Genomic DNA, 21,229 nt, shown 5'->3' on the forward strand with positions numbered 1-21,229 from the left:
GGTTCAGTGCGGTTGGTGGTTGCGGGAATAGATGCTGACCGCTGCTGCTACGAACATCCCCAACAACACATAACCCGTGACGGCCTCAGCCGCTGCCAGCGCGCGACACAACCCAACAGGAGCCATGTCGCCATACCCTACCGTGGTGAAGGTGACGTATGAGAAATACAGCACGTCCGCCGGCCCTTTGGCACCAATCACACAGAGGTCATAATATCCGAAAGCCCCGTAAGCTGCAGCGAACAGGAACGGAACCACCTGTATGAAAGACACGCCCATCAGGAACACCAGCCGGCGTGGGGACTTTACTTGCGTCATGTAATACCAGGACTGCGAAACGATCCAGATCACCAATCCGACCGACGTGATCGTTCCGATCGTATCGCCGGCCGCCGCCTCGCTGAGACGAGACAACCCATACCAGGCCAGGAAACTGGCCACGATCAGCCCTAAAGCTGCGACAAGAGTCGACTTCCACTCTGTCAGGGTTGTTGGTTCACGACGCATGACGCCTCCGATACCGTGTATGCGGAAAGATGATCCGCTTTCCGGGACGCGCCCGCAACCTTGTTTATCAGAGAGTTAGTCGGAGCCCAGATGCTCTTGACCGCGTTGGCGCGCCAGTTGGATCTGTTTCTGCCGCTCGCGGAACCGCGTCTTGTCGGCCTCAGAGGTCTCGTTGATGCACTGGTGGCAGGACACGCCGTGTTCGTATTCGGAACGTTTCATATCCTCGGGCAGGATCGGTCGACGGCAGCCGTGGCACAGGGTGTGCGGCCCCTCAACCAGCCCATGCCCCACGGAGACGCGGTTGTCGAACACGAAACATTCACCCTGCCAGGTGCTGTCTTCGGCGGGCATCTCTTCGAGATAGCGCAGAATGCCGCCCTTCAGGTGATAGACATCCTCGACCCCCTGCCCCAGCAGGAAATTGGTGGATTTCTCGCAACGGATGCCGCCCGTGCAGAACATGGCCACGCGCTTGTTGTGGAAGCGGTCCTTGTTGTCCTCCCACCAGGCGGGAAAATCGCGGAAACTGGCCGTTTCAGGGTCTATTGCGCCCTCGAACGTGCCAATTGCCACCTCATAATCGTTGCGGGTGTCGATCACCACCACATCGTCCGAGCGGATCAGGTCGTTCCAGTCCTCTGGTTCGACATAGTTGCCCACCTGGGCGCGCGGATCGATATCCGGCTGGCCCATGGTCACGATCTCTTTTTTCAGGCGCACTTTCATCTTGCGAAAGGGCGGGTGGTCGGCGGTGGCCTCTTTCCAGTCCAGATCGGCACAGCCCGGCAGCGCCTGAATATGCGCCAGCACCGCATCAATCCCGGCACGCGGGCCCGCGATGGTGCCGTTGATCCCCTCCTGCGCCAGCAAAAGCGTGCCTTTGACCGATTGCGCGCGGCACAGGTCCAGCAAAGGGTCGCGAAGCGCGGCAGGATCCGGGAAACGGGTGAAATGATAAAGGGCAGCGATCGTGTACATGCGCGTGATCTAAACCTGCTGGGCCAGTGCCGCAAGACATCAGGCTGTTGCCCGGCGCAAGATTGACGATCCCGCCCGCACCCCGTACCGATAGAAAACCCCAAGGAGACACCGTGATGACCCACGCCCTGCTTGTAATCGACGTCCAGAATGACTTCTGTCCCGGCGGTGCGCTGGCCGTGCCCGGAGGGTATGAGATCGTCGCCCCGATCAATGCGATGATGGATGATTTCGACGCCGTGATCCTGACGCAGGATTGGCATCCGGCAGGCCATTCCTCCTTCGCCAATTCGCACGCGGGAAAAATTCCCTATGACATGACCGAAATGCACTATGGCCCACAGGTACTTTGGCCGGATCATTGCGTTCAGGGCACATCAGGCGCAGCGTTTCATGCCGATCTGCGCACCGATGGTGATCTGATCCTCCGCAAAGGATTTCGCAGCGCCATAGACAGCTATTCAGCGTTTTACGAAAACGATCAGACCACTCCAACCGGTCTGGAGGGCTATTTGAGAACGCGCGGCATCGACAAACTGACATTGGTCGGTCTGGCGACAGATTTCTGCGTCCATTTCTCGGCGGTAGACGCCGCACGGCTTGGGTTTGACGTAACCGTCCGGATGGAAGCCTGCCGGGCCATCGATCTGGATGGTTCCCTGGCCGCTGCCGAAACCGCAATGCGCGCGACAGGCGTCACTTTGGCCTAAGGCGTGGCACCCGCAGCCGCCAGATATCTGAGCACGGCAATCACGACCACCGCCAACGCAAGAGCTAACCCGATGCGCCCCTGAATCGAGCGCCGATTGGGTTTTGCCCCGCCCGATTGTTGCGGCTTTTCTATCCTGTTCTGAACTTCGGGCGGCACGTCTTCCAGTGGTCGGGCCGTTTTTACGTCGTTCAGAAACTGCCGGATATCGAAATCACCACAATACTCACCCTTAACGCCCACTGCCCTGATATTGGCAAACAAAGCGAGGAGGATACGGTCCCGCTCGACCGTGTCCTGCGCGCGATAATAGCCGTGTGCAAAATTGCTGTTGGTGGAGTCCAGGTCAAACCCGGCTTCTTCAAAAACCAGCCGAATTTTGGGAGAAGATGCCCGAAGAGCTTCCGCCGTTTCGGCACGACGAAACACTGCACGCACCGCCCTGCCGCCGGGCGCTGCGGTCTTCGCTGATCCGGAATTCGTATCGTCAGCGTCAATCGTTACAATATCAAAGTCGTACTCGAGACCCATTCACCGACTTAACCTTGTCCTTCCATCCCCTTCTTCTACTAACCAACGAAAAGATCACACAATATGCTCGTTTTGTGTTCTGACCTTGTCATTGTCCTCAATCTAGCGACTCTTGCCAATTCGCGCACCTATTGATCTAACAACGGAAATCGCAGGAGTTCCCCATGGTCGATATTGCGACACGCGTGTACAATCATAAATGGAAGATTGACCCGATTGTCCGGTCTTTGATCGACACGGATTTCTACAAACTGCTGATGTGCCAGTCAGTGTTTCGAAATAAGCCCCAAACAGATGTGGTTTTTTCCCTGATCAACCGGTCGAATCACATTCCGCTGGCCGAATTGATCGACGAAGGCGAACTGCGCGAACAGCTGGACCACATCCGCTCGCTCAGCCTCAGCCGGGGCGAAAGCACATGGCTGCGCGGCAACATGTTTTATGGGAAACGGCAGATGTTTCGCTCGGACTTTATGGAGTGGTTCGAGAATATGCGCCTGCCGCCCTACCACCTTGAGCGTAAGGGCGATCAGTACGAACTGACCTTCGAGGGTAAATGGCATGAGGTCATGCTGTGGGAAATTCCGGCTTTGGCGGTGCTGATGGAACTGCGATCCCGCGCGGTTCTGAACGACATGCGCCGGTTCGAGCTGCAGGTGCTCTATGCCCGCGCCATGACACGTGTTTGGGAAAAGATCGACCGGCTGCGCGGAATTGACGGGCTAGGCATCGCCGATTTCGGCACCCGCAGGCGACATTCCTTTTTGTGGCAGGACTGGTGCGTACGGGCGATGATCGAGGGGTTGGGCGCGGCGTTTTCCGGCACTTCGAACTGCCTGATCGCCATGCGACGCGAGGTCGAGGCCATTGGCACCAACGCGCACGAACTGCCGATGGTCTATTCCGCGCTGGCCGAAACCGATGAGGCGCTGGCGCAGGCCCCCTATGACGTTCTCAGCGACTGGCACGACGAACATGACGGCAACCTGCGCATTATCCTGCCCGACACCTATGGCACGCAGGGATTTCTGGACCGTGCCCCCGATTGGCTGGCAGGCTGGACCGGTATCCGCGTCGACAGTGGCGATCCGGCGACCGGGGCCGAGATTGCTATCAACTGGTGGAAATCTCGCGGCGAAGACCCGAGGCAGAAACGGGTGATCTTCTCCGACGGGCTGGACGTGGACAAGATCCGCGAACTGCACAGCCAGTTTGCCCACCGCACCAAGGTGTCCTTTGGTTGGGGCACCTTGCTGACCAATGATTTCCGCGGACTGGTCCCCGATGACGCGCTGGCACCGTTCTCGCTGGTCTGCAAGGCAGTGTCGGCCAATGGCCGCCCGACAGTGAAACTCTCGGACAACCCGGAAAAGGCAATGGGTCCGCAGGACGAGATCGCACGCTATAAACGCGTGTTCGGCGTCGGCGCTCAGGATCCGATCAAAGTGATCGTTTAGACCCTAACCATGGTGTGCCGCCACGGTTTTCAGCTGCGAGAACCCGTAAAGGGCCTCGAAGCCTTTCTCGCGGCCATGGCCTGATTTACCCACTCCACCGAACGGTAATTCGACGCCTCCGCCGGCGCCGTAATTGTTGATGAACACCTGACCCGAGCGCAGCCGTTTCGCCAACCGCATCTGCCGCGCACCATCGCGGGTCCAGATGCTGGCGACCAGTCCGTAATCGGTGTTGTTGGCAATCCGAACCGCTTCTTCCTCGGTGTCGAAGGGGATCAGGACCTGAACCGGGCCGAATATCTCGTCGCGTGCCAGAACGTGATCCGGGGGAACATCGGCAAAAAGCGTCGGCTGCACATAGGCACCCTCGGCCGGGGCATGGTCAACGATCTGCCCCTGACCCGCAATGCACAGATCAGAACCCTGGGTCAGAAACCCGGTCACGATCTCTTTCTGCCGGGCCGAGATCAACGGACCGACCCGCAAATCCTCCTGCGCCGGGCCAATGGTCAGCTTAGCATAGGCCGCCGCCATTCGGGTTTTGACCTGCTCGTACACCCCGCGCTGCACCAGAATGCGGGACGATGCCGAACAGGTCTGACCGGCGTTCTGAATGCCCGCATTCACCAGAAACGGCAGCGCGGCGTCCAGATCGGCATCGTCAAACACCAGTTGCGGGGACTTCCCGCCCAACTCCAGCGTCACAGGCACCACATTGCGCCCCGCCGCCTGCTGAACCAGCGCACCGGTGGCAACCGACCCGGTGAACGAGATGTGGTCGACACCCGGATGTCCGGACAGAGCCGCTCCGGCCTCGGCCCCCAAACCGGGCACCACATTCAGCGCGCCCGCAGGCAAGCCGGCCTCCTGCGTCAGATGGGCAAAAGCCAATGCGGTCAGACAGGCCTCTTCCGCCGGTTTCAACACGCAGGCATTGCCCATCGCCAGCGCCGCCCCGACCGAGCGGCCGATGATCTGCATCGGGTAATTCCACGGCACGATATGGCCCGTCACCCCATGCGGTTCCCGCAGGGTATAGACAGTGTAGCCATCCAGATAGGGGATGGTCTCGCCCATTACCTTGTCGGCGGCGCCACCATAGAACTCACAGTACCGCGCCAAAGCGACTGCATCCGCACGTGCCTGCGTTAATGGTTTGCCCACATCCATTGCCTCGATCAGCGCCAGATCGTCCACTCTTTCCAGCACCAATTGTCCCAGTCGAGTCAGGATACGCCCCCGCTCCAACGCTGTTTTGCGCCCCCAATCGCCATCCAAAGCGAATTGCGCGGCCTGCACCGCAGCGTCGATATCCGCCGCGTCCCCGCGTGCAATCCGGCAAATCTCGGACCCGTCCGACGGGTTGACTAACGGAATGTCCGCCTGTGACGCGGGACTGACCCATTTGCCACCGATCAGACACAGGCCGGGATTGAACCAGAGGGGATTGGGCATTTGGTCTTCCTTTCAGGCTCTAACAAAAGGTTTAAGCGACGTTTGCCCCGATATCCGGTAAGACCGGCGCGGCTTCGATCAGGGTTCGGGTATAGGGGTGCTGCGGGTTGGCAAAGACCTGTTCGGTCTCACCCTGTTCGACGACACGCCCCGCCTGCATCACCATCACCCGGTCGGTAATGGTGCGCACAACGCTAAGGTCATGGCTGATGAACAGATAGGCCAGCTCATAGGTCGCGCACAGCTCGGCCAGCAGGTCGAGGATCTGCGCCCGGACCGAGACGTCCAGCGCCGAAACAGCCTCATCAAACAGGATCAGTTCGGGGCGGATGATAAGGGCGCGGGCAATTGCAATGCGTTGCCGTTGTCCGCCCGAGAATTCGTGGATGTACTTACCCGCGTCATCAGGGCAGAGGCCGACGGCCACCAGCATCTCGGCAATGCGATCCTGACGTTCGGACCCCGTGGGAGGGGTGTCCAACAGATGAAAGGGTTCGGTGATCAGACGGGCCACTCGGTGACGCGGGTTGAAGCTACCATAGGGGTCCTGAAACACTACTTGCATCTTGCGGCGCACGACCAGGTTCGGCCTGTGCCCAGAGAATACCGGCTGCCCGTCCAAGCGGATTTCACCGCTCTGCGCCTCTTCCAGCCCCAAAATAGCACGTGTTAGGGTCGATTTTCCACAGCCGGATTCACCCACCAAGCCCAGACGCTCCCCCTTGTTGAGAGTAAAGCTGACCCTGTCCACCGCGCGGTGATGCCCCGGAGTGCCAAACAGCCCCTTGCGGGGCAGACGGTAGTCGCGGATGACCTGTGTCACCTCAAGCAGGGGGTGTGGGTTGGTAGTCTCAGGCAACGTCACCTGATGGCCCGATGCTTCGAACAGCATCCGCGTATAAGGGTGCTGCATATTGCGCAGCAGGTGGGCTGTTGCGCCGCTTTCAACCACTTCTCCGCGGCGCATCACCACGATCTGGTCAGCCATCTCGGCCACCACCGCCAGATCATGCGTGATCATCAGCAAACCCATGCCATATTCGCGCACCAACCCTGTGAGCAGGTCGAGGATCTGTGCCTGTGTGGTCACGTCCAGCGCCGTTGTCGGCTCATCCGCAATCAACAGTTTGGGACGCAGGGCAATGGCCATGGCGATCACCACGCGCTGGCGCTGGCCTCCGGACAACTCATGCGGATAGCGGGACAGGGGAAACCGGTCGGGCGGCAGGCCGACGCGGGTCAGAACCTCTTGCGCGCGCGCCAGCGCCTGCGGGCGCGGCATGGCCTTGTGGATCAGGATCGTCTCCATCACCTGATCGCCGATGGTCTTGACCGGGTTCAGGGCCGTCATCGGCTCTTGAAAAACCATCCCGATCGCGGCCCCGCGCAAGGCGCACATCTCGGCCTCGGGGCGGTTCAGCAGGTCCTGCCCCTCCAGCCGGATCGCGCCCTGTGTCGCAGCCCCGTTCGGTAACAGTTGCATCACCGCAAAGGCAGTCATTGATTTGCCCGAGCCACTTTCCCCGGTCACGGCCACGATCTGGCCAGGGTCGATGGACAGGCTGACCTGTTTCAGGATTTCCGCGCCATGAATCGTCAGCGAGAGAGTATCTATCTGCAGCAGACTCATGCCCGCGCCACCCTGATCCGGGGGTCCAGCCAGTCACGCAGCCCGTCGCCCAATAGATTCAACCCCAGCACCGTGACGATGATCGCCAGTCCCGGAATCAGAGCCAAATGCGGGGCAAAACTGACCATAGTTTGCGCATCGGCCAGCATCCGGCCCCAGCTGGGTGTGGGCGGTTGCGCGCCAAGGCCGACATAGGACAAACCAGCTTCGGCCAATATACCCAGCGAAAACTGAATGGTCCCTTGAACGATCAGCAGGTTCGCCACATTGGGCAGGATATGCTCGGCCGATATCCGCGCCGCCCACTTGCCCGAAACGCGGGCAGCGAGGATGAATTCGCGCTCCCACAGCGACAGTGCGCCACCGCGGGTGATGCGGGCGAAAACAGGGATGTTGAAGATGCCGATGGCGATGATGGCGTTAATGGCTCCGGCGCCGAACACGGCGGTGATCAGGATGGCAATGACCAGCGAGGGGAAGGCGAAGACCAAATCGTTACCGCGCATGATCACCTCATCCAGCCACGACCCCTTGCGCGCAGCAGCGGTCAGGCCCAACGGCACGCCCAGCGCCATGCCAATGCCCACCGCCACCAGAGCCACCGCAATCGACGTCCGCGCGCCGACCATGATCATCGAGAACATATCGCGCCCGAAATGGTCGGTGCCGAACCAGTGCTGCGCATTGGGCGGTTGCAGTTTGTTGGGGATATCCAATGCCGCATAGTCATAGGGCGTCCAGACAAAGGACACCAAGGCCGCCAGCAGGACCAGTGAGGACAGCACCGTGCCAAGGATCAGGTTGCGGCTCATGTTCGGCTCCTTAGCCTTGGATCGACGGCGGCATAAGCCAGATCGACCAGGAAATTCACCGTGATGACAGCGAAGACCAGCAGCATGACAACCGACTCGACCACGATCAGGTCGCGCGCGGAAATGGCCTGAAACACCAGCCGTCCGAGGCCGGGCAGGTAGAATACCTGCTCGATGATGATCGAACCCGCCAGCAGGAACGAAAACTGCAACCCGATGATGGTCAGCACCGGGATCAGAGCGTTGCGCACGCCGTGCCGCCACAGCGCCTGACGGCGCGACAGACCCTTGGCGCGGGCAGTGCGCATGAAATCCTCACCCAGAATGTCCAATAGCGAAGACCGCATGACCCGTGCCAGTATCGCCGCTTGCGGCAAGGCCAAAGCGATGGCGGGCAGGGTCAGCGAGTGCAGACCGCTCCAAACTCCTTGGTCCCAGCCCGCGAACCCACCTGCATTGAACCAACGCAGGTTGATGGCGAAAACCAGCACCAGCATCATCGCAAACCAGAAATTCGGCACGGCAATGCCTAGCTGGGTCGCGCCCATGACCGTCAGGTCGCCGGGCTTTCCGCGGCGCGCGGCGGCATAGATCCCGGCAGGAAAAGCGATCAGTGTGGACAATGTCAGCGCATACAAAGCCAGCGGCAAGGACACCCACAGCCGATCCGCGATCATCTGCGACACCGGCGAGCGATAGGTATACGAGGTGCCGAAATCCCCGACCAGCATCCCGCTAACCCAGTTGAAGTACCGCTGCGCCTTTGAGACGTCCAACCCAAGTTCGGACCGCAACGCGGCCAGAGTATCCTCCTGCGCATTAACCCCCAGCATGAACGAGGCCGGATCACCCGGTGCAACCTCGATCACCGCAAAGATGACGACCGAAGCGACAATCAGGCTGATCAGCAGTGAAATCAGGCGTTTGAGGGCATAGCGCAACATCGAGGCAACGTTAGGCACACATTCCGCGCGGGTCCAGCGCCTATGGCACCAGTAGATAGACGAAAACCGCGTATGCGACGATGGCGGCATAGCCTAGCGGGTAAATCCACTTGATCGCGTAATTGTCCAGCTTTCTGGCCGCGTCCTCGCGCCCGGACACTTTCAGTTTGCGCAAAGCCACGTTGAACACGATCAGCGCTCCGGTCATCAGGAACATGCATTGCAGGATGAAATCCAGGAAAGTCAGATAGCCCAGCTTGGGCAGATCGGCCGATATGGCCCAGTTGAAAGCAACAAATACAAGCAGATTGCCCCCAGCGATCTCGATCCGGCGGCGGTATTCGTCAAGGAAGAACAGCGCCCAACCGACCGCGATCAGAACCAGCATCGGAAGGAACACCCGGATCACATAGTAGGTCAGGTGCCGGTTGCCCTCGAAGGCCAGCGCGATCTGATCGCTGTCCCGGCCGGACAAGCCGATGACCGTCGAGTGTTCTAGCCGCGCGTTGTCCAGTATCCACTCTTCTTCGCCCAGCATATCACCAAGGCCCGAGTACTCCTCGAGCGGGTAAAAGGTTACGTATTCGGACGGAAAGACCGAGACGACTTCGAAAAAGAAGTCCTGCTTATCAAACGGGTACTTGCGGAAATCGAAATGCGGCGCCTGCAATGTCAACGAGGACTTCTCGACATAGACCACATGCCCGTCATCGCGCAGCGAGGCAGCGGATTGGTGGATCCATTTGTTGGATTGCTGATTGTGGATGACAAACGCAGGTACAACCGCGCCAAGATCCCGCGCGTGATCCGCCAAGGCCGGAGGATTGAAGACCTGAATTTCGCGCCCAACTTCATCGCGGTCAAAGGCCAGCGCAGGGTCAGTCCATTCGGCCCGCAGAACAACGACGGCGCCATAGTTCTCGGCCTTCTGATCGACGCTTGTGACCTGATCGATGCGGATGCCGATCCCCACCCGCATCGGGTTGTCAGGCGTACCAACCAGCGGCCCCACCCCGCCTTCCAGCCCATGTTGTGCCTGCGCCTTGCCGCCCGATGCAAGGAGGCAGGCAACAACAACACAGAAGATACGGACCAGGTTCATCGTCAAACTTGTTCTGAAACGGGACGCCGGGGCCGATCGCAGCCCCGGATCGGGTTATTCTGACCAGCTGATCTGGGTCAGGTCGATCGCGGCGGTCGGCGCGTTCTCCCACAGGCCCTGAACACCTGCCTTGGCGATCCCCAGCTTAGGCAGTTGAAACAGATAACCGTTGACATAGTCAGTCGCGATCAGGCGCTGCATGTCACCCAGAAGTTTCTCGCGCTCTGCCGGGTCAGTGGTTGCGTTCAGCGTCTCCATCAGGGTCTGGGCATCCACGCTGTCATACTGGAAGTAGTAATCCGGGCGCGCGTAGATGCCGATATCCATCGGTTCGGTATGGCTGATGACGGTCAGGCCGTAATCTTTGCCCTTGAACACCGATTCCAGCCACTGCGCCCATTCCACGTTGACGATCTCGGCCTTGATGCCGACTTCAGCCAGTTGCGCGGCGATGATCTCTCCCCCGCGGCGGGCATAAGAGGGCGGCGGCAAGTGCAACGTGGTCTCGAACCCCTCTGCATACCCTGCATCAGCCAGCAGTTCGGCCGCCTTTTTCGGGTCATGGGCCGAGGTTCCGGTCAAATCGACATAAGCCGGATTGTGCGGAGCGAAATGCGTACCGATCGGGGTACCGTAACCAAACATCGCACCGTCAATGATTGCCTGCCGGTCGATAGCATGAGCCAGCGCCTGCCGTACCCGGATATCGTCAAAAAGAGGGTTCTTGTTGTTGGTCGACAGGATTGTCTCACCCTCGGTCGAACCAACCAGCACCTGAAAGCGCGGATCAGCCTCGAACTGAGGCAGGTTTTCCGGTGCGGGGAAGTTGTCGAACACGTCCACGTCCTCGGCCATCATGGCGGCGAAGGCGGCGGTCGGGTCCGAGATAAATTTGAACGTAGCAGTCTCTAATGCAGGCTGTTCACCCCAATAATCCGGGTTTTGGATCAGCGTGATACTATCGCCCTGCACCCAGTTGCCAAAGGTGAAGGCCCCTGTCCCCACAGGGTTGGTCTTGATGTTCTCGATGCTTTCGGGGGACACGATCACCGCATCGCCCCAGGCCATGTTGAACAGGAAATTACCATTCGGCTCGGATAATGTGACCTTGACGGTCAGCGGATCGACCACCTCAACGCTTTCGATTCCGGCAAACAGCGCCTTTTGCGCGTTGGCGCTGTCTTCGGCACTGGCGCGATCGAGGCTGAACTTGACGTCCTCGGCGTCCATGGCGACGCCATCATGGAAGGTCACGCCGTCGCGCAGCTTGAAGGTATAAACGGTTCCGTCCTCGGAGATCTCCCAGCTTTCGGCCAGCCCGGGCACGACCGAACCGTCGCCCATGAACCGAGTCAGCCCTTCGAAGATATTGGTGTACACCACCGAATCGATGGCCTGTGCCGCGGCGCTGGTCGGGTCTAGATGCGGCGGCTCCAACTGCATCGCAATTGTGATATCCGACTTGGCCCAGGCCTGGCCAGCAATCAGGCTGGCACCCACTGCCAGCGCTGAGACAAAAGTCCGAAACGTCTGCTTTGTCATAAAAATATCTCCCCGTTTCAAATGGGTGACCCTGCATTTTTTCGGGCCGTTCTACTGGTAATGTCCCTTTAAACCTAAGGTCATTCAAGGAAATGTTCGCGCAACCGGGGTTTCTATAACCTTGTTCAATCTGCTATGCCGCGCTGCAACATGAACCCCGGAGGAGCGAGCATGAGCGCGACCGCCCATAAAAAAGCCCCAAACGCCGAGGACATCCGTGCCCGAAAAGGGGGTACGCCTCTGGTCAGCCTGACCGCCTATACCACGCCGATGGCGCGGCTGATGGATACGCATTGCGACTTTGTTCTGGTGGGTGACAGTGTGGGTATGGTTTTGCACGGGCTGGAGTCGACGCTTGGCGTGACGATGGAGATGATGGTAATGCACGGCCAGGCCGTTTCGCGTGGCCTGGACAAGGCGATGATGGTCATCGACATGCCCTTTGGCAGTTATGAACACTCTCCGGCGGACGCGTTCCGAAATGCCGCGCGCCTGATGGCTGAAACCGGCGCGGGCGCGGTCAAGCTGGAAGGCGGCGTTGAGATGGCCGAGACCATCCGCTTTCTGGTCAAGCGCGGCATCCCGGTAATGGCGCATATCGGCCTGACGCCGCAGTCGATCAACACGCTGGGCGGCTACAAGGTGCGGGGCCGGGACGAACAGGCACAGACCGTGCTGTCCGACGCCCGCGCCGTGGCCGAGTCGGGCGCGTTCTCCGTGGTGCTTGAGAAGGTCCCGCAGGGTCTGGCCGACCGGATCACGTCTGAGGTCGCGATTCCGACCATCGGCATCGGAGCCTCTGCTGGCTGCGACGGGCAGATTCTGGTGGTTGACGACATGGTGGGTTTTTTCACCGCCTTCAAACCGAAATTCGTCAAACGCTATGCCGAGCTGGGCCCGCAGGCCGAGGCCGCCATCGCCGAATACGCCGCCGACGTACGCGCCCGCGCCTTTCCGGCCGACGAACATGTGTTCGCGGATCAGGCGCCCTCCAAAGGACCCAAGACATGACTGCCCCTATCCTGCGTCGCCTGGCCGACCTGCGCGCGCTGACAACCGAATGGCGCCGCGGCGGTGAAACCATCGGCGTTGTCCCCACCATGGGCGCGCTGCATCAGGGGCATCTGTCGCTGGTCGAGGCCGGCAATGCCGGTACCGACCGTGTCATCGTGACGATCTTTGTGAACCCCAAACAGTTCAACAACCCTGAAGATCTGGCAAAATACCCACGTACCGAGAATGAAGACGCGCAGAAACTGGCTCCCTTCGGTGTCGACGCGATCTATGTACCCGAGCCCGAAGAGATTTATCCGCGGGGTTTTGCCACCAATGTGTCCGTCGCAGGCCTGACCGATGTGATGGAGGGTGAATTCCGCCCCGGTCACTTTGACGGCGTCGCCACCGTGGTCGCCAAACTGTTTCTGCAAACGCAAGCGGACAGAGCCTATTTCGGGGAAAAAGACTTTCAGCAATTGATGATCGTCCGCCGGATGGCGCGCGACCTGGATATTCCCGTCGAAGTGATCGGCTGCCCCACCGTTCGCGAGTCCTCGGGTCTGGCGATGTCGTCGCGCAACCTGCTTCTGTCGGCCGAAGGGCTGGCGATTGCCGCCAATAAGCACCGGATCATGCAAGGTCTGGCTCAGTCGCTGAAAGCCGGTGCTGCGTTTGACGCGCTGGCTGCGCGGGCCGAGACCGATTTGCTGGCCGCAGGTTTCGCGCAGATCGAGTATATCAACCTGCGTTGCGCGGAAACGCTTGAGCCTTTGACCCATGCCGATCGTCCCGCGCGACTGTTCGCGGCGGCTTGGGCGGATGGGGTCCGGCTGATCGACAACATTCCTGTCTGAACGCTCTGGCCCCCGCGCCGATGTTTGCGCTAAAGTCCCGCAAAACCAAACGGGAGGGGCGCGAGGGATGACCTATATTCTCGCCATTGATCAGGGCACCACATCATCGCGGGCCATTTTGTTCGACGCAGACATGCAGCGCGCAGGCACCGCACAGCACGAGTTTACCCAGCATTTCCCGCAGGAGGGCTGGGTTGAACACGACGCCGAGGAAATCTGGGAAAGTGTCCTGCGCGTCTGCCGCGAAGTGATGGAGAGTATCGGCGTCACCCCCGATCAGATCGCCGGCATCGGGATCACCAACCAGCGTGAAACCACCGTCGTCTGGGACCGGGTCACCGGTGAACCCATTCACAACGCAATCGTCTGGCAGGACCGCCGCACCGCCGAGATTTGCGCACGCTACAAGCAGGCCGGGTGCGAGGATGACGTGACCGCACAGACCGGCCTACTGCTGGACCCCTATTTCTCGGGCACCAAGGTGAAATGGCTGCTCGACAATGTTCCGGGCGCCCGCGACCGCGCCGAGGCCGGAGAGCTGATGTTCGGCACCATCGACTGTTTCCTGATCTGGCGCCTGACTGAGGGGCGCAGTCACGCCACCGACGCCACCAACGCCGCCCGCACCCTGCTTTTCGACATTCACAAGGGTGAATGGAGCGCCGAGATCTGCGACCTGCTGGACGTACCGATGAACATGCTGCCCGAGGTGCACGATTGCGCATCGGATTTCGGTAATACGACTCTATTTGGGGGAAATATCCCGATCCTGGGCGTGGCCGGGGACCAGCAAGCTGCCACCATCGGTCAGGCCTGTTTCCAGCCGGGCATGATGAAATCCACCTATGGCACGGGCTGTTTTGCGCTGCTGAACACCGGGGACGAGCCGGTTGAATCGAAAAACCGCCTGCTAACCACGATTGCTTATCAGTTGGACGGCAAGCGCACCTACGCGCTGGAAGGATCAATCTTTGTGGCCGGGGCTGCCGTGCAGTGGCTGCGCGATGCGTTGCAGATCATCGATTCCGCCCCCGAAAGCGGTGAACTGGCACAACAAGCCGATCCGAACCAGCATGTGGTGCTGGTGCCCGCCTTTACCGGCCTCGGTGCGCCTTATTGGAAGCCTGACTGCAGGGGTGCGGTGTTTGGCCTGACCCGCAATTCCGGTCGTGCCGAATTCGCCAAGGCCACGTTGGAGAGCATCGCCTACCAAACCCGCGACCTGTGGCACGCCATGCAGGGCGACTGGGGCGCCGAAACTGACGTGACTCTACGCGTCGATGGCGGCGCCAGCGCATCGGACTGGGCAATGCAAGGTTTGTCGGACTATCTCGGCGCCGAGGTCGACCGCCCCGTTATGCAGGAAACCACTGCATTGGGCGCGGCGTGGCTGGCAGGGATGCGCGCAGGCGTTTACCCAGATCAACAGGGATTTGCAGACACCTGGGCGCTGGATCGTCGGTTTGAACCGGAACTGTCCGCCGAGGAACGCGACGCCGCCTATGACCGCTGGAAACGCGCCGTTTCGGCGGCGATGGCGTTCTGAAGCCGATGAAGGATCAGCTGTGATCCTTCATCAGCCGCTGTTTCTGACGTGACCAGTCGCGTTTGGCCTGCGTCTCACGCTTGTCGTGCAGCTTCTTACCCTTGGCGATGCCAATTTTGATTTTGGCGCGGCCCTTGTGGTTGAAATACAAAACCAGCGGCACCAGCGTCATGCCTTTGCGCTGGGTCGCGTTCCACAGGTTGGCCAGTTCCTTGCGCGACACCAACAGCTTGCGGCGGCGGCGTTCTTCATGCTTGAACACCTTGGCCTGCTCGTAGGGCGCGATATAGCTGTTGACCAGCCACAGCTCTCCGTCATCGACCGAGGCATAGCTTTCGGCAATATTCGAGCCGCCCGCGCGCAGGGATTTGACCTCGGACCCTTCCAGCACGATGCCGCACTCGATATCGTCCTCGATCGCGTAATCGAAGCGCGCACGCCGGTTTTCGGCGATGACTTTGTAATTCGGGTCGGTCTTCTGCTTTTGCTTGGCCATGACGCGTTGATTTAGGCGGCTTGGGCGGCCCTTGCAAGCCGTAGCGGTCAGGTCTTGGCCGAGATGATCAGATCGGGGCCAAAAATCGTGTCGGCGTGGTTGTGCAGATAGATTTTCAGCCACGGCGTGAACCGCGTGGGATGGCGCTGCACTTCGGCCAGCAGATCATGGTAGTCGATCCAGCGGATATCCATCACTTCATCCGGGTTCGGTTCGATCGTCAGCGGGCCACGCACATGCGCCAGAAAGACATCAACCACCTCATGTTCGACCATGTTGTTGCCTACATCGGCATGATACTCCAACCGGTGACGGTATTCGGGATAGAGCCCGGTTATCCCCAACTCCTCGCGCAGACGACGCACGGCGCATTCCGAGGGCGTCTCACCCCAATCGGGATGGGTACAGCAGGTATTCGCCCACAGGCCCGGCGTGTGGTATTTGCCCATCGCCCTGCGCTGCAGCAGAATCTCGGTGCCGCGGACAACGAAGACGGACACAGCCTTGTGTTTGAGGCCCTTTTCATGCGCCTCAAGCTTGTCCACGGGGGTCAATTCGCCATCAACCCAGGCCGGGATCATGATTCCCATCTGTCGTCTCCTGCTGCCGATCTGCCTGAAGGGCCAAACACTCGAAATTGACTAAGGCCGGATCGGCTTGGCTTTGCGCAATCATGCGGGCAAGGCATGACGGGTCGCGCATACCCAAGGTGGCGCCGATTTTTCCTGTTATCAAGCGCACGAAAGGCCGCAGGGGCTGCGGCCTTTTGTAACCTTAAGAGATACGTGGCGTCAGGCGTTATTCGCCCGAAACACTGACGATATAGGCATAAACGTCTTCGCCGCCCTTCTTCAGTTTGAAGGTCATCTTGGACTTGGCGGCGGTGTCATCCAGATAGGTTTTCAAGAATGTCTTGGGATCCTGTGCATATTCGACAAAGGTGGCTTCGTCCCAGACCAGACCGTTTTCACCGGCAGCAACGATGCTGTCGCCATATTTGAACCCTTCGACGGTGCCCGCGGTGCGGCCTGCGATACCGTAAAGATTCGGGCCGGTTTTGCCGCCTTTGACGATTGCCTCGCCATCAGGGCCGGCGATTTGGTGACAGGACTTGCATTTGTTGAAGGTTTTCTTGCCGGCTTCGGCGTCACCTTCAGCATATACGGGTACGGCCAGCAGGCCGACGATTGCGGTAGCGAGGATGCGATTCATAGCTTTTGCTCCGATACAAATTGGCTGCGCCGAATGGACCTTCGGCGCGGAAAAGAGTCAACGCGCAGATTGCCGCGCGAGAGCACTGTGCCACTGCGGCATAGTGGCAGTCCTTAACTTATGTCATGTGGCGCGGACCAACAGGGCAAAATATCGCCCACCTCCGGGGTTGCCAGGTAGATCGCCCGCGCGATGGCCCGCGCAAGGCAGACCGAGGCCGCATGGCCGATCAGCCCCAAATCCGATTCAACCGCGACCGGGTGCGCGCCTGTGCTGACCCCGAACACCAGATCGCCATCGCCCGGCGTGTGGGCGGGCAGAATCGCCCGGGCAATACCATCATGCGCCGCCACCGCCAGCCGCTGGCATTGCGGTTTCCACAGTGCAGCATCGGTCGCCACAATGGCGATGGTCGTGTTTGCCTTGTCTGGCTCTGCCAGTCCCATGGCTTGTGCCTTGCGACTGGGTGCAGGCAAGCCCAGACCTGCGCCGGGATCAGGCCCTAATCCGCCAAATTCCCCGTCAAATTCGAAGGGCGCAGCCCAGAAATGGCGATCGCCGGGCGTGGTGACACTGCCCAGCGGGTTGGCCGCAACCAGGGCACCAACGGTAATCCCACTGTCCAGAACCAGCGAGGCAGAGCCCAGCCCACCTTTGTGCCTGGAGGTCAAAGCTCCGGTACCCGCTCCCGCCGTGCCCAACGCAAAGTCGGCAGCGGCGGCTTCAACAGCGGCCAGACCAAGGGCACGATAAGGGTTTTCGGTCCAATCCTTGTCGCCGCCATTCAGCAGATCGAACAGGATCGCTCCGGGTACGATTGGCACCACGGTGTCGCCAACCGGATACCCCCGGCCTTGCGCGCGCAATGCATCCGACACTCCGGAACAGGCATCCAGCCCAAAGGCCGACCCGCCGGACAAGGTTATCGCGTCAACTTGTGCGACCGTCTTGTCCGGTGCCAGCAGATCGGTTTCCCGCGTCCCGGGTGCCCCGCCCATGACATGGACCGAGGCGATAAAGGCCTGATCTGACGTCAGGACGGTTGTCCCGGATTTCAACACATCGTCCTGGGCATTGCCGACCAACAGACCGGGAACGTCGGTGATCAGATTTCGGGGTCCGGGGATCATGGGCGTACCTCAGATACAGCGGCCACCGTCGACCTCCAATGCAGCGCCGGTGATCATGCTGGCCTCGTCCGAGCACAGGAAACAGGCGGCGTTGGCCATGTCCTCGGGGGTGGAAAATCGGCCCAGCGGGATGGTCGCCAGGAATTTAGCGCGTATCTCGGGGGTGTCTTCGCCCATGAAGGATGTCAACAGCGGTGTTTCCCCGGCCACTGGGCAGATCGCGTTTACACGAACGCCCGAGGGAGCCAGCTCCACAGCCATGGTCTTGGTTGCCGTGATCATCCAGCCTTTGGAGGCGTTGTACCAGTTCAGGTTGGGACGTGGCGACAGACCGGCGGTCGAAGCCACATTCAGAATCGCCCCTGCCCCGCGCGCCTTCATCGCGGGCACCAAGGCCCGCGCAGTCAGGTAGACGGATTTCATGTTTACGTTGAAGACGCGGTCGAAATCTTCTTCGGTGACCTCCTCCAACGGCATCGGTAGATGCGTGACGCCAGCATTGTTCACCAGAGTGTCCAGATGCCCGAACCGGTCCCGCACAATGTCCGCCATCGCCTGCACCGAGGCTGCATCGGCAACATCCACCAACTGGGCAATCGCATTCGGGCCGAGTTGCCTGGCCTGAACCTCGGCAGCGTCGCCATTGATATCTGCAATAATGACCCGCGCACCTTCGGACAGGAATTTCTGCGCGATCCCGGCACCAAAGCCCGACGCGCCACCGGTGACGATTGCGGTTTTTCCCTCTAACCTCATGATCTTGCTCTCCCTTGCGGGATCAGACTAGCAAGGCGCGGCGAAACTACCAGATCAATCTTCCGCGACCTTGCCGCGCAGCGCTTTGACATCGCCGCGCGCCTTTTTCGCCGCCAGCCGCCGTTTGACCGAGCCATAGGTGGGTTTGGTGGCAATCCGTCGCTTGGGTTTGACCAGCGCGCGGGTGATCAGCTCGGCCAAACGGGCACGGGCAATCTCGCGGTTGCGGGCCTGACTGCGGGTTTCCTCGCATTGAATGATGATCGCACCGTCTTTGGTCCAGCGTCGCCCTGCCAGCCGTTTCAGCCGCGATTTGACCGGATCGGGCAACGACGGAGAACGCGCCGCCTCGAATCTCAGTTCTACTGCTGTCGAGACCTTGTTCACGTTTTGCCCACCGGGACCGGACGAGCGGACAAAGCTCTCGGTAATCTCCCAGTCTTGCAGGGTAATATCATCGGTAATGCGCAACATGGGTCGGACTTTACAGCCCGCATGCAGAAACAAAAAGGGCCGCCCCAGCGGGACGGCCCTTCGAAAGTTCAGGAGGTCGGGTCGGTTAGATCAATCGACCAGCCGGAGCGCTCGCTCCGCCAAGGGCTGCCCTAACGGGCGATCCCCCCGGTTGTTCCGACACCTCTCTCCAATCTCTTTCTCGACACTGGATCACCTCCTTTTCTATCTGTTGCGGTTAACTTTGAGCCTGACACAAGATGCGCCATTCTCAAAGCACTTTTTTACGCAGGCTGTGCGGTCAGGCGCGCGACGATCACTTTGAACGGGACCAACGCGATTAGCGCCAGCGACAGTTTCACCAGCCAATCGGCAAAGGCCAGCGTCACCCACAGCGGGGCCATCGGGCCGGACAGCATGAAGGGCACAGGCTCCCACGCCCAGTTGATCGCAGCGTCAGCGTTGGCGCCGAAGAACGTGACCGAGGCCGAGAAGGCGATGGTGAAAAACAGCGCGGTGTCCAGCGCCGATCCGATCAGTGTCGAGACCAGCGGAGCGCGCCACCAGCGGCCGCCGCGCATCGCGTTGAACACGGTCACGTCGGTCAGCTGTGCGATCAGGAAAGCGGTACCCGAGGCCACGGCAATCCGCAGCGGTACCGCGGCATAGGTAAACCCGTCACCCTGCAGCATGATCTGGCTGCCGATCAACGAGCAGATAACGCCAGTGATGAACCCGGCAAAAACCACTTTACGGGCGGTGGCCACGCCATAGACGCGGTTCATGATGTCAGTGACCAGAAAGGCCAGCGGATAGGTAAAGGCACCCCAAGTCAGCAGCCCGTCAAAAATCAGGAACTGAACCAGAATGTTCGAGGCCACAACGATAGAGGCCATGGCAATGATGCCGGGAATAAAGCTGCGTTGCATGTACAGATGCCCGTTTTAACAAGGTAGCGGCGACTTGGCCTCGGGCTCATCCCGAGGCAAGCCGTGCGTTTAGACCTTTGTCCACCTCGAGTCAATCGGGCAGCAGGTATTCCACCAGTTCTGTCCGTTGCAGGGCCAGAAAGTTGTCGTCTGAGATCATCGTGGCGCGCAGCCGCCCCTGATCGTCCCGCCAGATCGATAGCCCCTCGAGGTTGTCATGCGCTCCGGTCCCGGATTCGAACAGGATTTCTTCGGCTTGAGGCATGTCCTCGGTGATCTGCCATCGTCTGAGGCGCGATCGAAACCCAATTGCAGACACAGCACGTTCCAGCACATAGAGCCTGCCACCTGGTCCGAAATCAGCGGCAACGGGCAGGAACTTACCGCGCTGCGGCAGCACAAATGGCAAAGACCATCCGCGACCATCCCAACGATAAACAGGGATCTCGCCACGAACTGTACGGCTCTTTTCGGTCAGGGTGTAAAGCCGCCCGATGTTGTCAATCGCCAGCGCTTCGAACGATCCGTTAGGCTGTAACGCCTTAAAATCCATTGGTATCGGCAGGACCTGCGCGTTGGTTCCGGGCGCAGTATAGTAGGCAACGCGATGAATGCCTTCAAACGAGATGTAAAAACCACCATCCGGCGCAATGGCGAATCCCTCGGAATCTCCGGCAGAGCCAGTCATGCGTCGACCCTTGCTGGAAAGAACTGGCCACTGACCCAGAATCTCGACATCCATGATTTGGCCAGCGTCACGCGTGATCCGAGCAGACACCAACGTAGCCCGGTCGCTGAGAGCGATCATACGGTAGCCATCATCGGAAACATGGATCGCCGAAAACCCGCCGAACCAGTCGGCAGTGTGCCGCCAGGCAAAGCTGTTCAGGTGCGTGCCCGTTTTGACCTCGACCGCCCAGACCGAACCGGCCAGCAGAACCGCAATCAGTTGGATTGCAAGACGGCTGCGCATTGCTGGGGCAAATCAGCCAGAACATATTCCCGGCGTTTCTTGGGCGGCGGCGCGTTCGGATCGGGCGGTGGCGGGTTGAGGATATTGTTCACCCATTCTTGAGCCTGCGCGCAGCCATCCCCCTTGGGCGGCGGGTCCTGGTTGACACAGCCGCGCGAACCCTTGGGGCATTTCAGGCGCACATGGAAGTGGTAGTGATGACCCCACCACGGAC

Annotated in this window: 23 protein-coding genes; 5 read left to right on the forward strand and 18 right to left on the reverse strand. The window is 60.1% G+C overall.

The window, feature by feature from the left end; genetic code table 11:
- Positions 1-3: 3 nt before the first annotated feature.
- Positions 4-507 (reverse strand): potassium channel family protein, encoded by a 504-nt coding sequence (locus AC2FEE_RS16070; RefSeq protein ID WP_496866338.1) that lies wholly within the window; start codon positions 505-507, stop codon positions 4-6.
- Positions 508-582: 75 nt separating this feature from the next.
- Positions 583-1,488 (reverse strand): oxygen-dependent tRNA uridine(34) hydroxylase TrhO, encoded by a 906-nt coding sequence (gene trhO, locus AC2FEE_RS16075; RefSeq protein ID WP_496866339.1) that lies wholly within the window; start codon positions 1,486-1,488, stop codon positions 583-585.
- Positions 1,489-1,604: 116 nt separating this feature from the next.
- Between trhO and pncA the strand changes: the two genes are divergently transcribed.
- A complete protein-coding gene (pncA, locus tag AC2FEE_RS16080; RefSeq protein ID WP_496866340.1) occupies positions 1,605-2,198 on the forward strand; it encodes a bifunctional nicotinamidase/pyrazinamidase in 594 nt (197 codons plus the stop codon).
- Here pncA and AC2FEE_RS16085 read toward each other — a convergent pair.
- Positions 2,195-2,728 carry a hypothetical protein gene (locus tag AC2FEE_RS16085; protein ID WP_496866341.1) on the reverse strand — a complete coding sequence of 178 codons (534 nt, stop codon included), beginning with the start codon at positions 2,726-2,728 and terminating at the stop codon, positions 2,195-2,197. The genes pncA and AC2FEE_RS16085 overlap by 4 nt on opposite strands.
- 164 nt (positions 2,729-2,892) lie before the next feature.
- On the opposite strand from AC2FEE_RS16085, the gene pncB reads away from it, so the two are divergent.
- Positions 2,893-4,185, forward strand: coding sequence for a nicotinate phosphoribosyltransferase (gene pncB / locus AC2FEE_RS16090; protein ID WP_496866342.1), 1,293 nt, complete (start codon positions 2,893-2,895; stop codon positions 4,183-4,185).
- A gap of 3 nt (positions 4,186-4,188) precedes the next feature.
- Here the strand turns inward: pncB and AC2FEE_RS16095 are convergent, their stop codons facing one another.
- Genes AC2FEE_RS16095 through AC2FEE_RS16120 form a run of 6 tightly spaced genes read right to left on the reverse strand, consistent with a single transcriptional unit; the run spans position 4,189 to position 11,670 of the window.
- Positions 4,189-5,640 (reverse strand): aldehyde dehydrogenase family protein, encoded by a 1,452-nt coding sequence (locus AC2FEE_RS16095; protein ID WP_496866343.1) that lies wholly within the window; start codon positions 5,638-5,640, stop codon positions 4,189-4,191.
- A 31-nt stretch (positions 5,641-5,671) separates the two neighbouring features.
- Positions 5,672-7,270, reverse strand: a complete 1,599-nt coding sequence (locus tag AC2FEE_RS16100; RefSeq protein ID WP_496866344.1) for an ABC transporter ATP-binding protein — start codon at positions 7,268-7,270, stop codon at positions 5,672-5,674.
- The gene (locus AC2FEE_RS16105) at positions 7,267-8,082 is read right to left on the reverse strand and encodes an ABC transporter permease (RefSeq protein WP_496866345.1); all 816 of its coding nucleotides are present in this window, start codon (positions 8,080-8,082) and stop codon (positions 7,267-7,269) included. Before AC2FEE_RS16105 ends, AC2FEE_RS16100 begins: the two co-directional genes overlap by 4 nt.
- Positions 8,079-9,026 carry an ABC transporter permease gene (locus AC2FEE_RS16110; RefSeq protein WP_496866346.1) on the reverse strand — a complete coding sequence of 316 codons (948 nt, stop codon included), beginning with the start codon at positions 9,024-9,026 and terminating at the stop codon, positions 8,079-8,081. The genes AC2FEE_RS16105 and AC2FEE_RS16110 overlap by 4 nt, the downstream gene beginning before the upstream one ends.
- A gap of 40 nt (positions 9,027-9,066) precedes the next feature.
- Complete coding sequence (locus AC2FEE_RS16115) at positions 9,067-10,128, reverse strand: ligand-gated ion channel (protein ID WP_496866347.1); 1,062 nt, start codon at positions 10,126-10,128, stop codon at positions 9,067-9,069.
- A gap of 54 nt (positions 10,129-10,182) precedes the next feature.
- The gene (locus tag AC2FEE_RS16120) at positions 10,183-11,670 is read right to left on the reverse strand and encodes an ABC transporter substrate-binding protein (protein WP_496866348.1); all 1,488 of its coding nucleotides are present in this window, start codon (positions 11,668-11,670) and stop codon (positions 10,183-10,185) included.
- Between the two features lie 171 nt (positions 11,671-11,841).
- Here AC2FEE_RS16120 and panB point away from each other — a divergent pair, with 171 nt between their 5' ends.
- The 3 genes from panB (at position 11,842) to glpK (ending at position 15,066) form a co-directional block, all read left to right on the forward strand.
- Entirely contained in the window at positions 11,842-12,681 is an 840-nt protein-coding gene (gene panB / locus AC2FEE_RS16125) for a 3-methyl-2-oxobutanoate hydroxymethyltransferase (RefSeq protein ID WP_496866349.1), read from the forward strand.
- Positions 12,678-13,520: a pantoate--beta-alanine ligase gene (gene panC, locus AC2FEE_RS16130; RefSeq protein WP_496866350.1), complete on the forward strand. Its 843-nt coding sequence runs from the start codon at positions 12,678-12,680 to the stop codon at positions 13,518-13,520. Before panB ends, panC begins: the two co-directional genes overlap by 4 nt.
- A 67-nt stretch (positions 13,521-13,587) precedes the next feature.
- Positions 13,588-15,066 carry a glycerol kinase GlpK gene (gene glpK / locus AC2FEE_RS16135; protein ID WP_496866351.1) on the forward strand — a complete coding sequence of 493 codons (1,479 nt, stop codon included), beginning with the start codon at positions 13,588-13,590 and terminating at the stop codon, positions 15,064-15,066.
- A gap of 13 nt (positions 15,067-15,079) precedes the next feature.
- On the opposite strand, the gene smpB is transcribed toward glpK, so the two are convergent.
- From smpB to AC2FEE_RS16180, 9 genes are all read right to left on the reverse strand, one after another.
- Positions 15,080-15,562: an SsrA-binding protein SmpB gene (gene smpB / locus AC2FEE_RS16140; RefSeq protein WP_496866352.1), complete on the reverse strand. Its 483-nt coding sequence runs from the start codon at positions 15,560-15,562 to the stop codon at positions 15,080-15,082.
- Between the two features lie 47 nt (positions 15,563-15,609).
- Positions 15,610-16,152: an isopentenyl-diphosphate Delta-isomerase gene (gene idi / locus AC2FEE_RS16145; RefSeq protein WP_496866353.1), complete on the reverse strand. Its 543-nt coding sequence runs from the start codon at positions 16,150-16,152 to the stop codon at positions 15,610-15,612.
- A gap of 208 nt (positions 16,153-16,360) precedes the next feature.
- Positions 16,361-16,774, reverse strand: coding sequence for a c-type cytochrome (locus AC2FEE_RS16150; protein ID WP_496866354.1), 414 nt, complete (start codon positions 16,772-16,774; stop codon positions 16,361-16,363).
- 113 nt (positions 16,775-16,887) lie between these two features.
- A complete protein-coding gene (locus AC2FEE_RS16155; RefSeq protein WP_496866355.1) occupies positions 16,888-17,904 on the reverse strand; it encodes a P1 family peptidase in 1,017 nt (338 codons plus the stop codon).
- A gap of 9 nt (positions 17,905-17,913) precedes the next feature.
- Complete coding sequence (locus AC2FEE_RS16160) at positions 17,914-18,660, reverse strand: SDR family oxidoreductase (RefSeq protein ID WP_496866356.1); 747 nt, start codon at positions 18,658-18,660, stop codon at positions 17,914-17,916.
- 54 nt (positions 18,661-18,714) lie between these two features.
- Positions 18,715-19,134 (reverse strand): alternative ribosome rescue aminoacyl-tRNA hydrolase ArfB, encoded by a 420-nt coding sequence (gene arfB / locus AC2FEE_RS16165; protein ID WP_496866357.1) that lies wholly within the window; start codon positions 19,132-19,134, stop codon positions 18,715-18,717.
- A gap of 263 nt (positions 19,135-19,397) precedes the next feature.
- A complete protein-coding gene (locus AC2FEE_RS16170; RefSeq protein WP_496866358.1) occupies positions 19,398-20,042 on the reverse strand; it encodes a queuosine precursor transporter in 645 nt (214 codons plus the stop codon).
- 91 nt (positions 20,043-20,133) lie between these two features.
- The gene (locus tag AC2FEE_RS16175) at positions 20,134-21,015 is read right to left on the reverse strand and encodes an esterase-like activity of phytase family protein (RefSeq protein ID WP_496866359.1); all 882 of its coding nucleotides are present in this window, start codon (positions 21,013-21,015) and stop codon (positions 20,134-20,136) included.
- Positions 20,988-21,229 (reverse strand): penicillin-insensitive murein endopeptidase (locus tag AC2FEE_RS16180; RefSeq protein WP_496866360.1); only part of this gene is annotated, 242 nt, incomplete at its 5' end. The genes AC2FEE_RS16180 and AC2FEE_RS16175, both read right to left, overlap by 28 nt.

This window comes from Ruegeria sp. YTSC199, assembly GCF_059609725.1.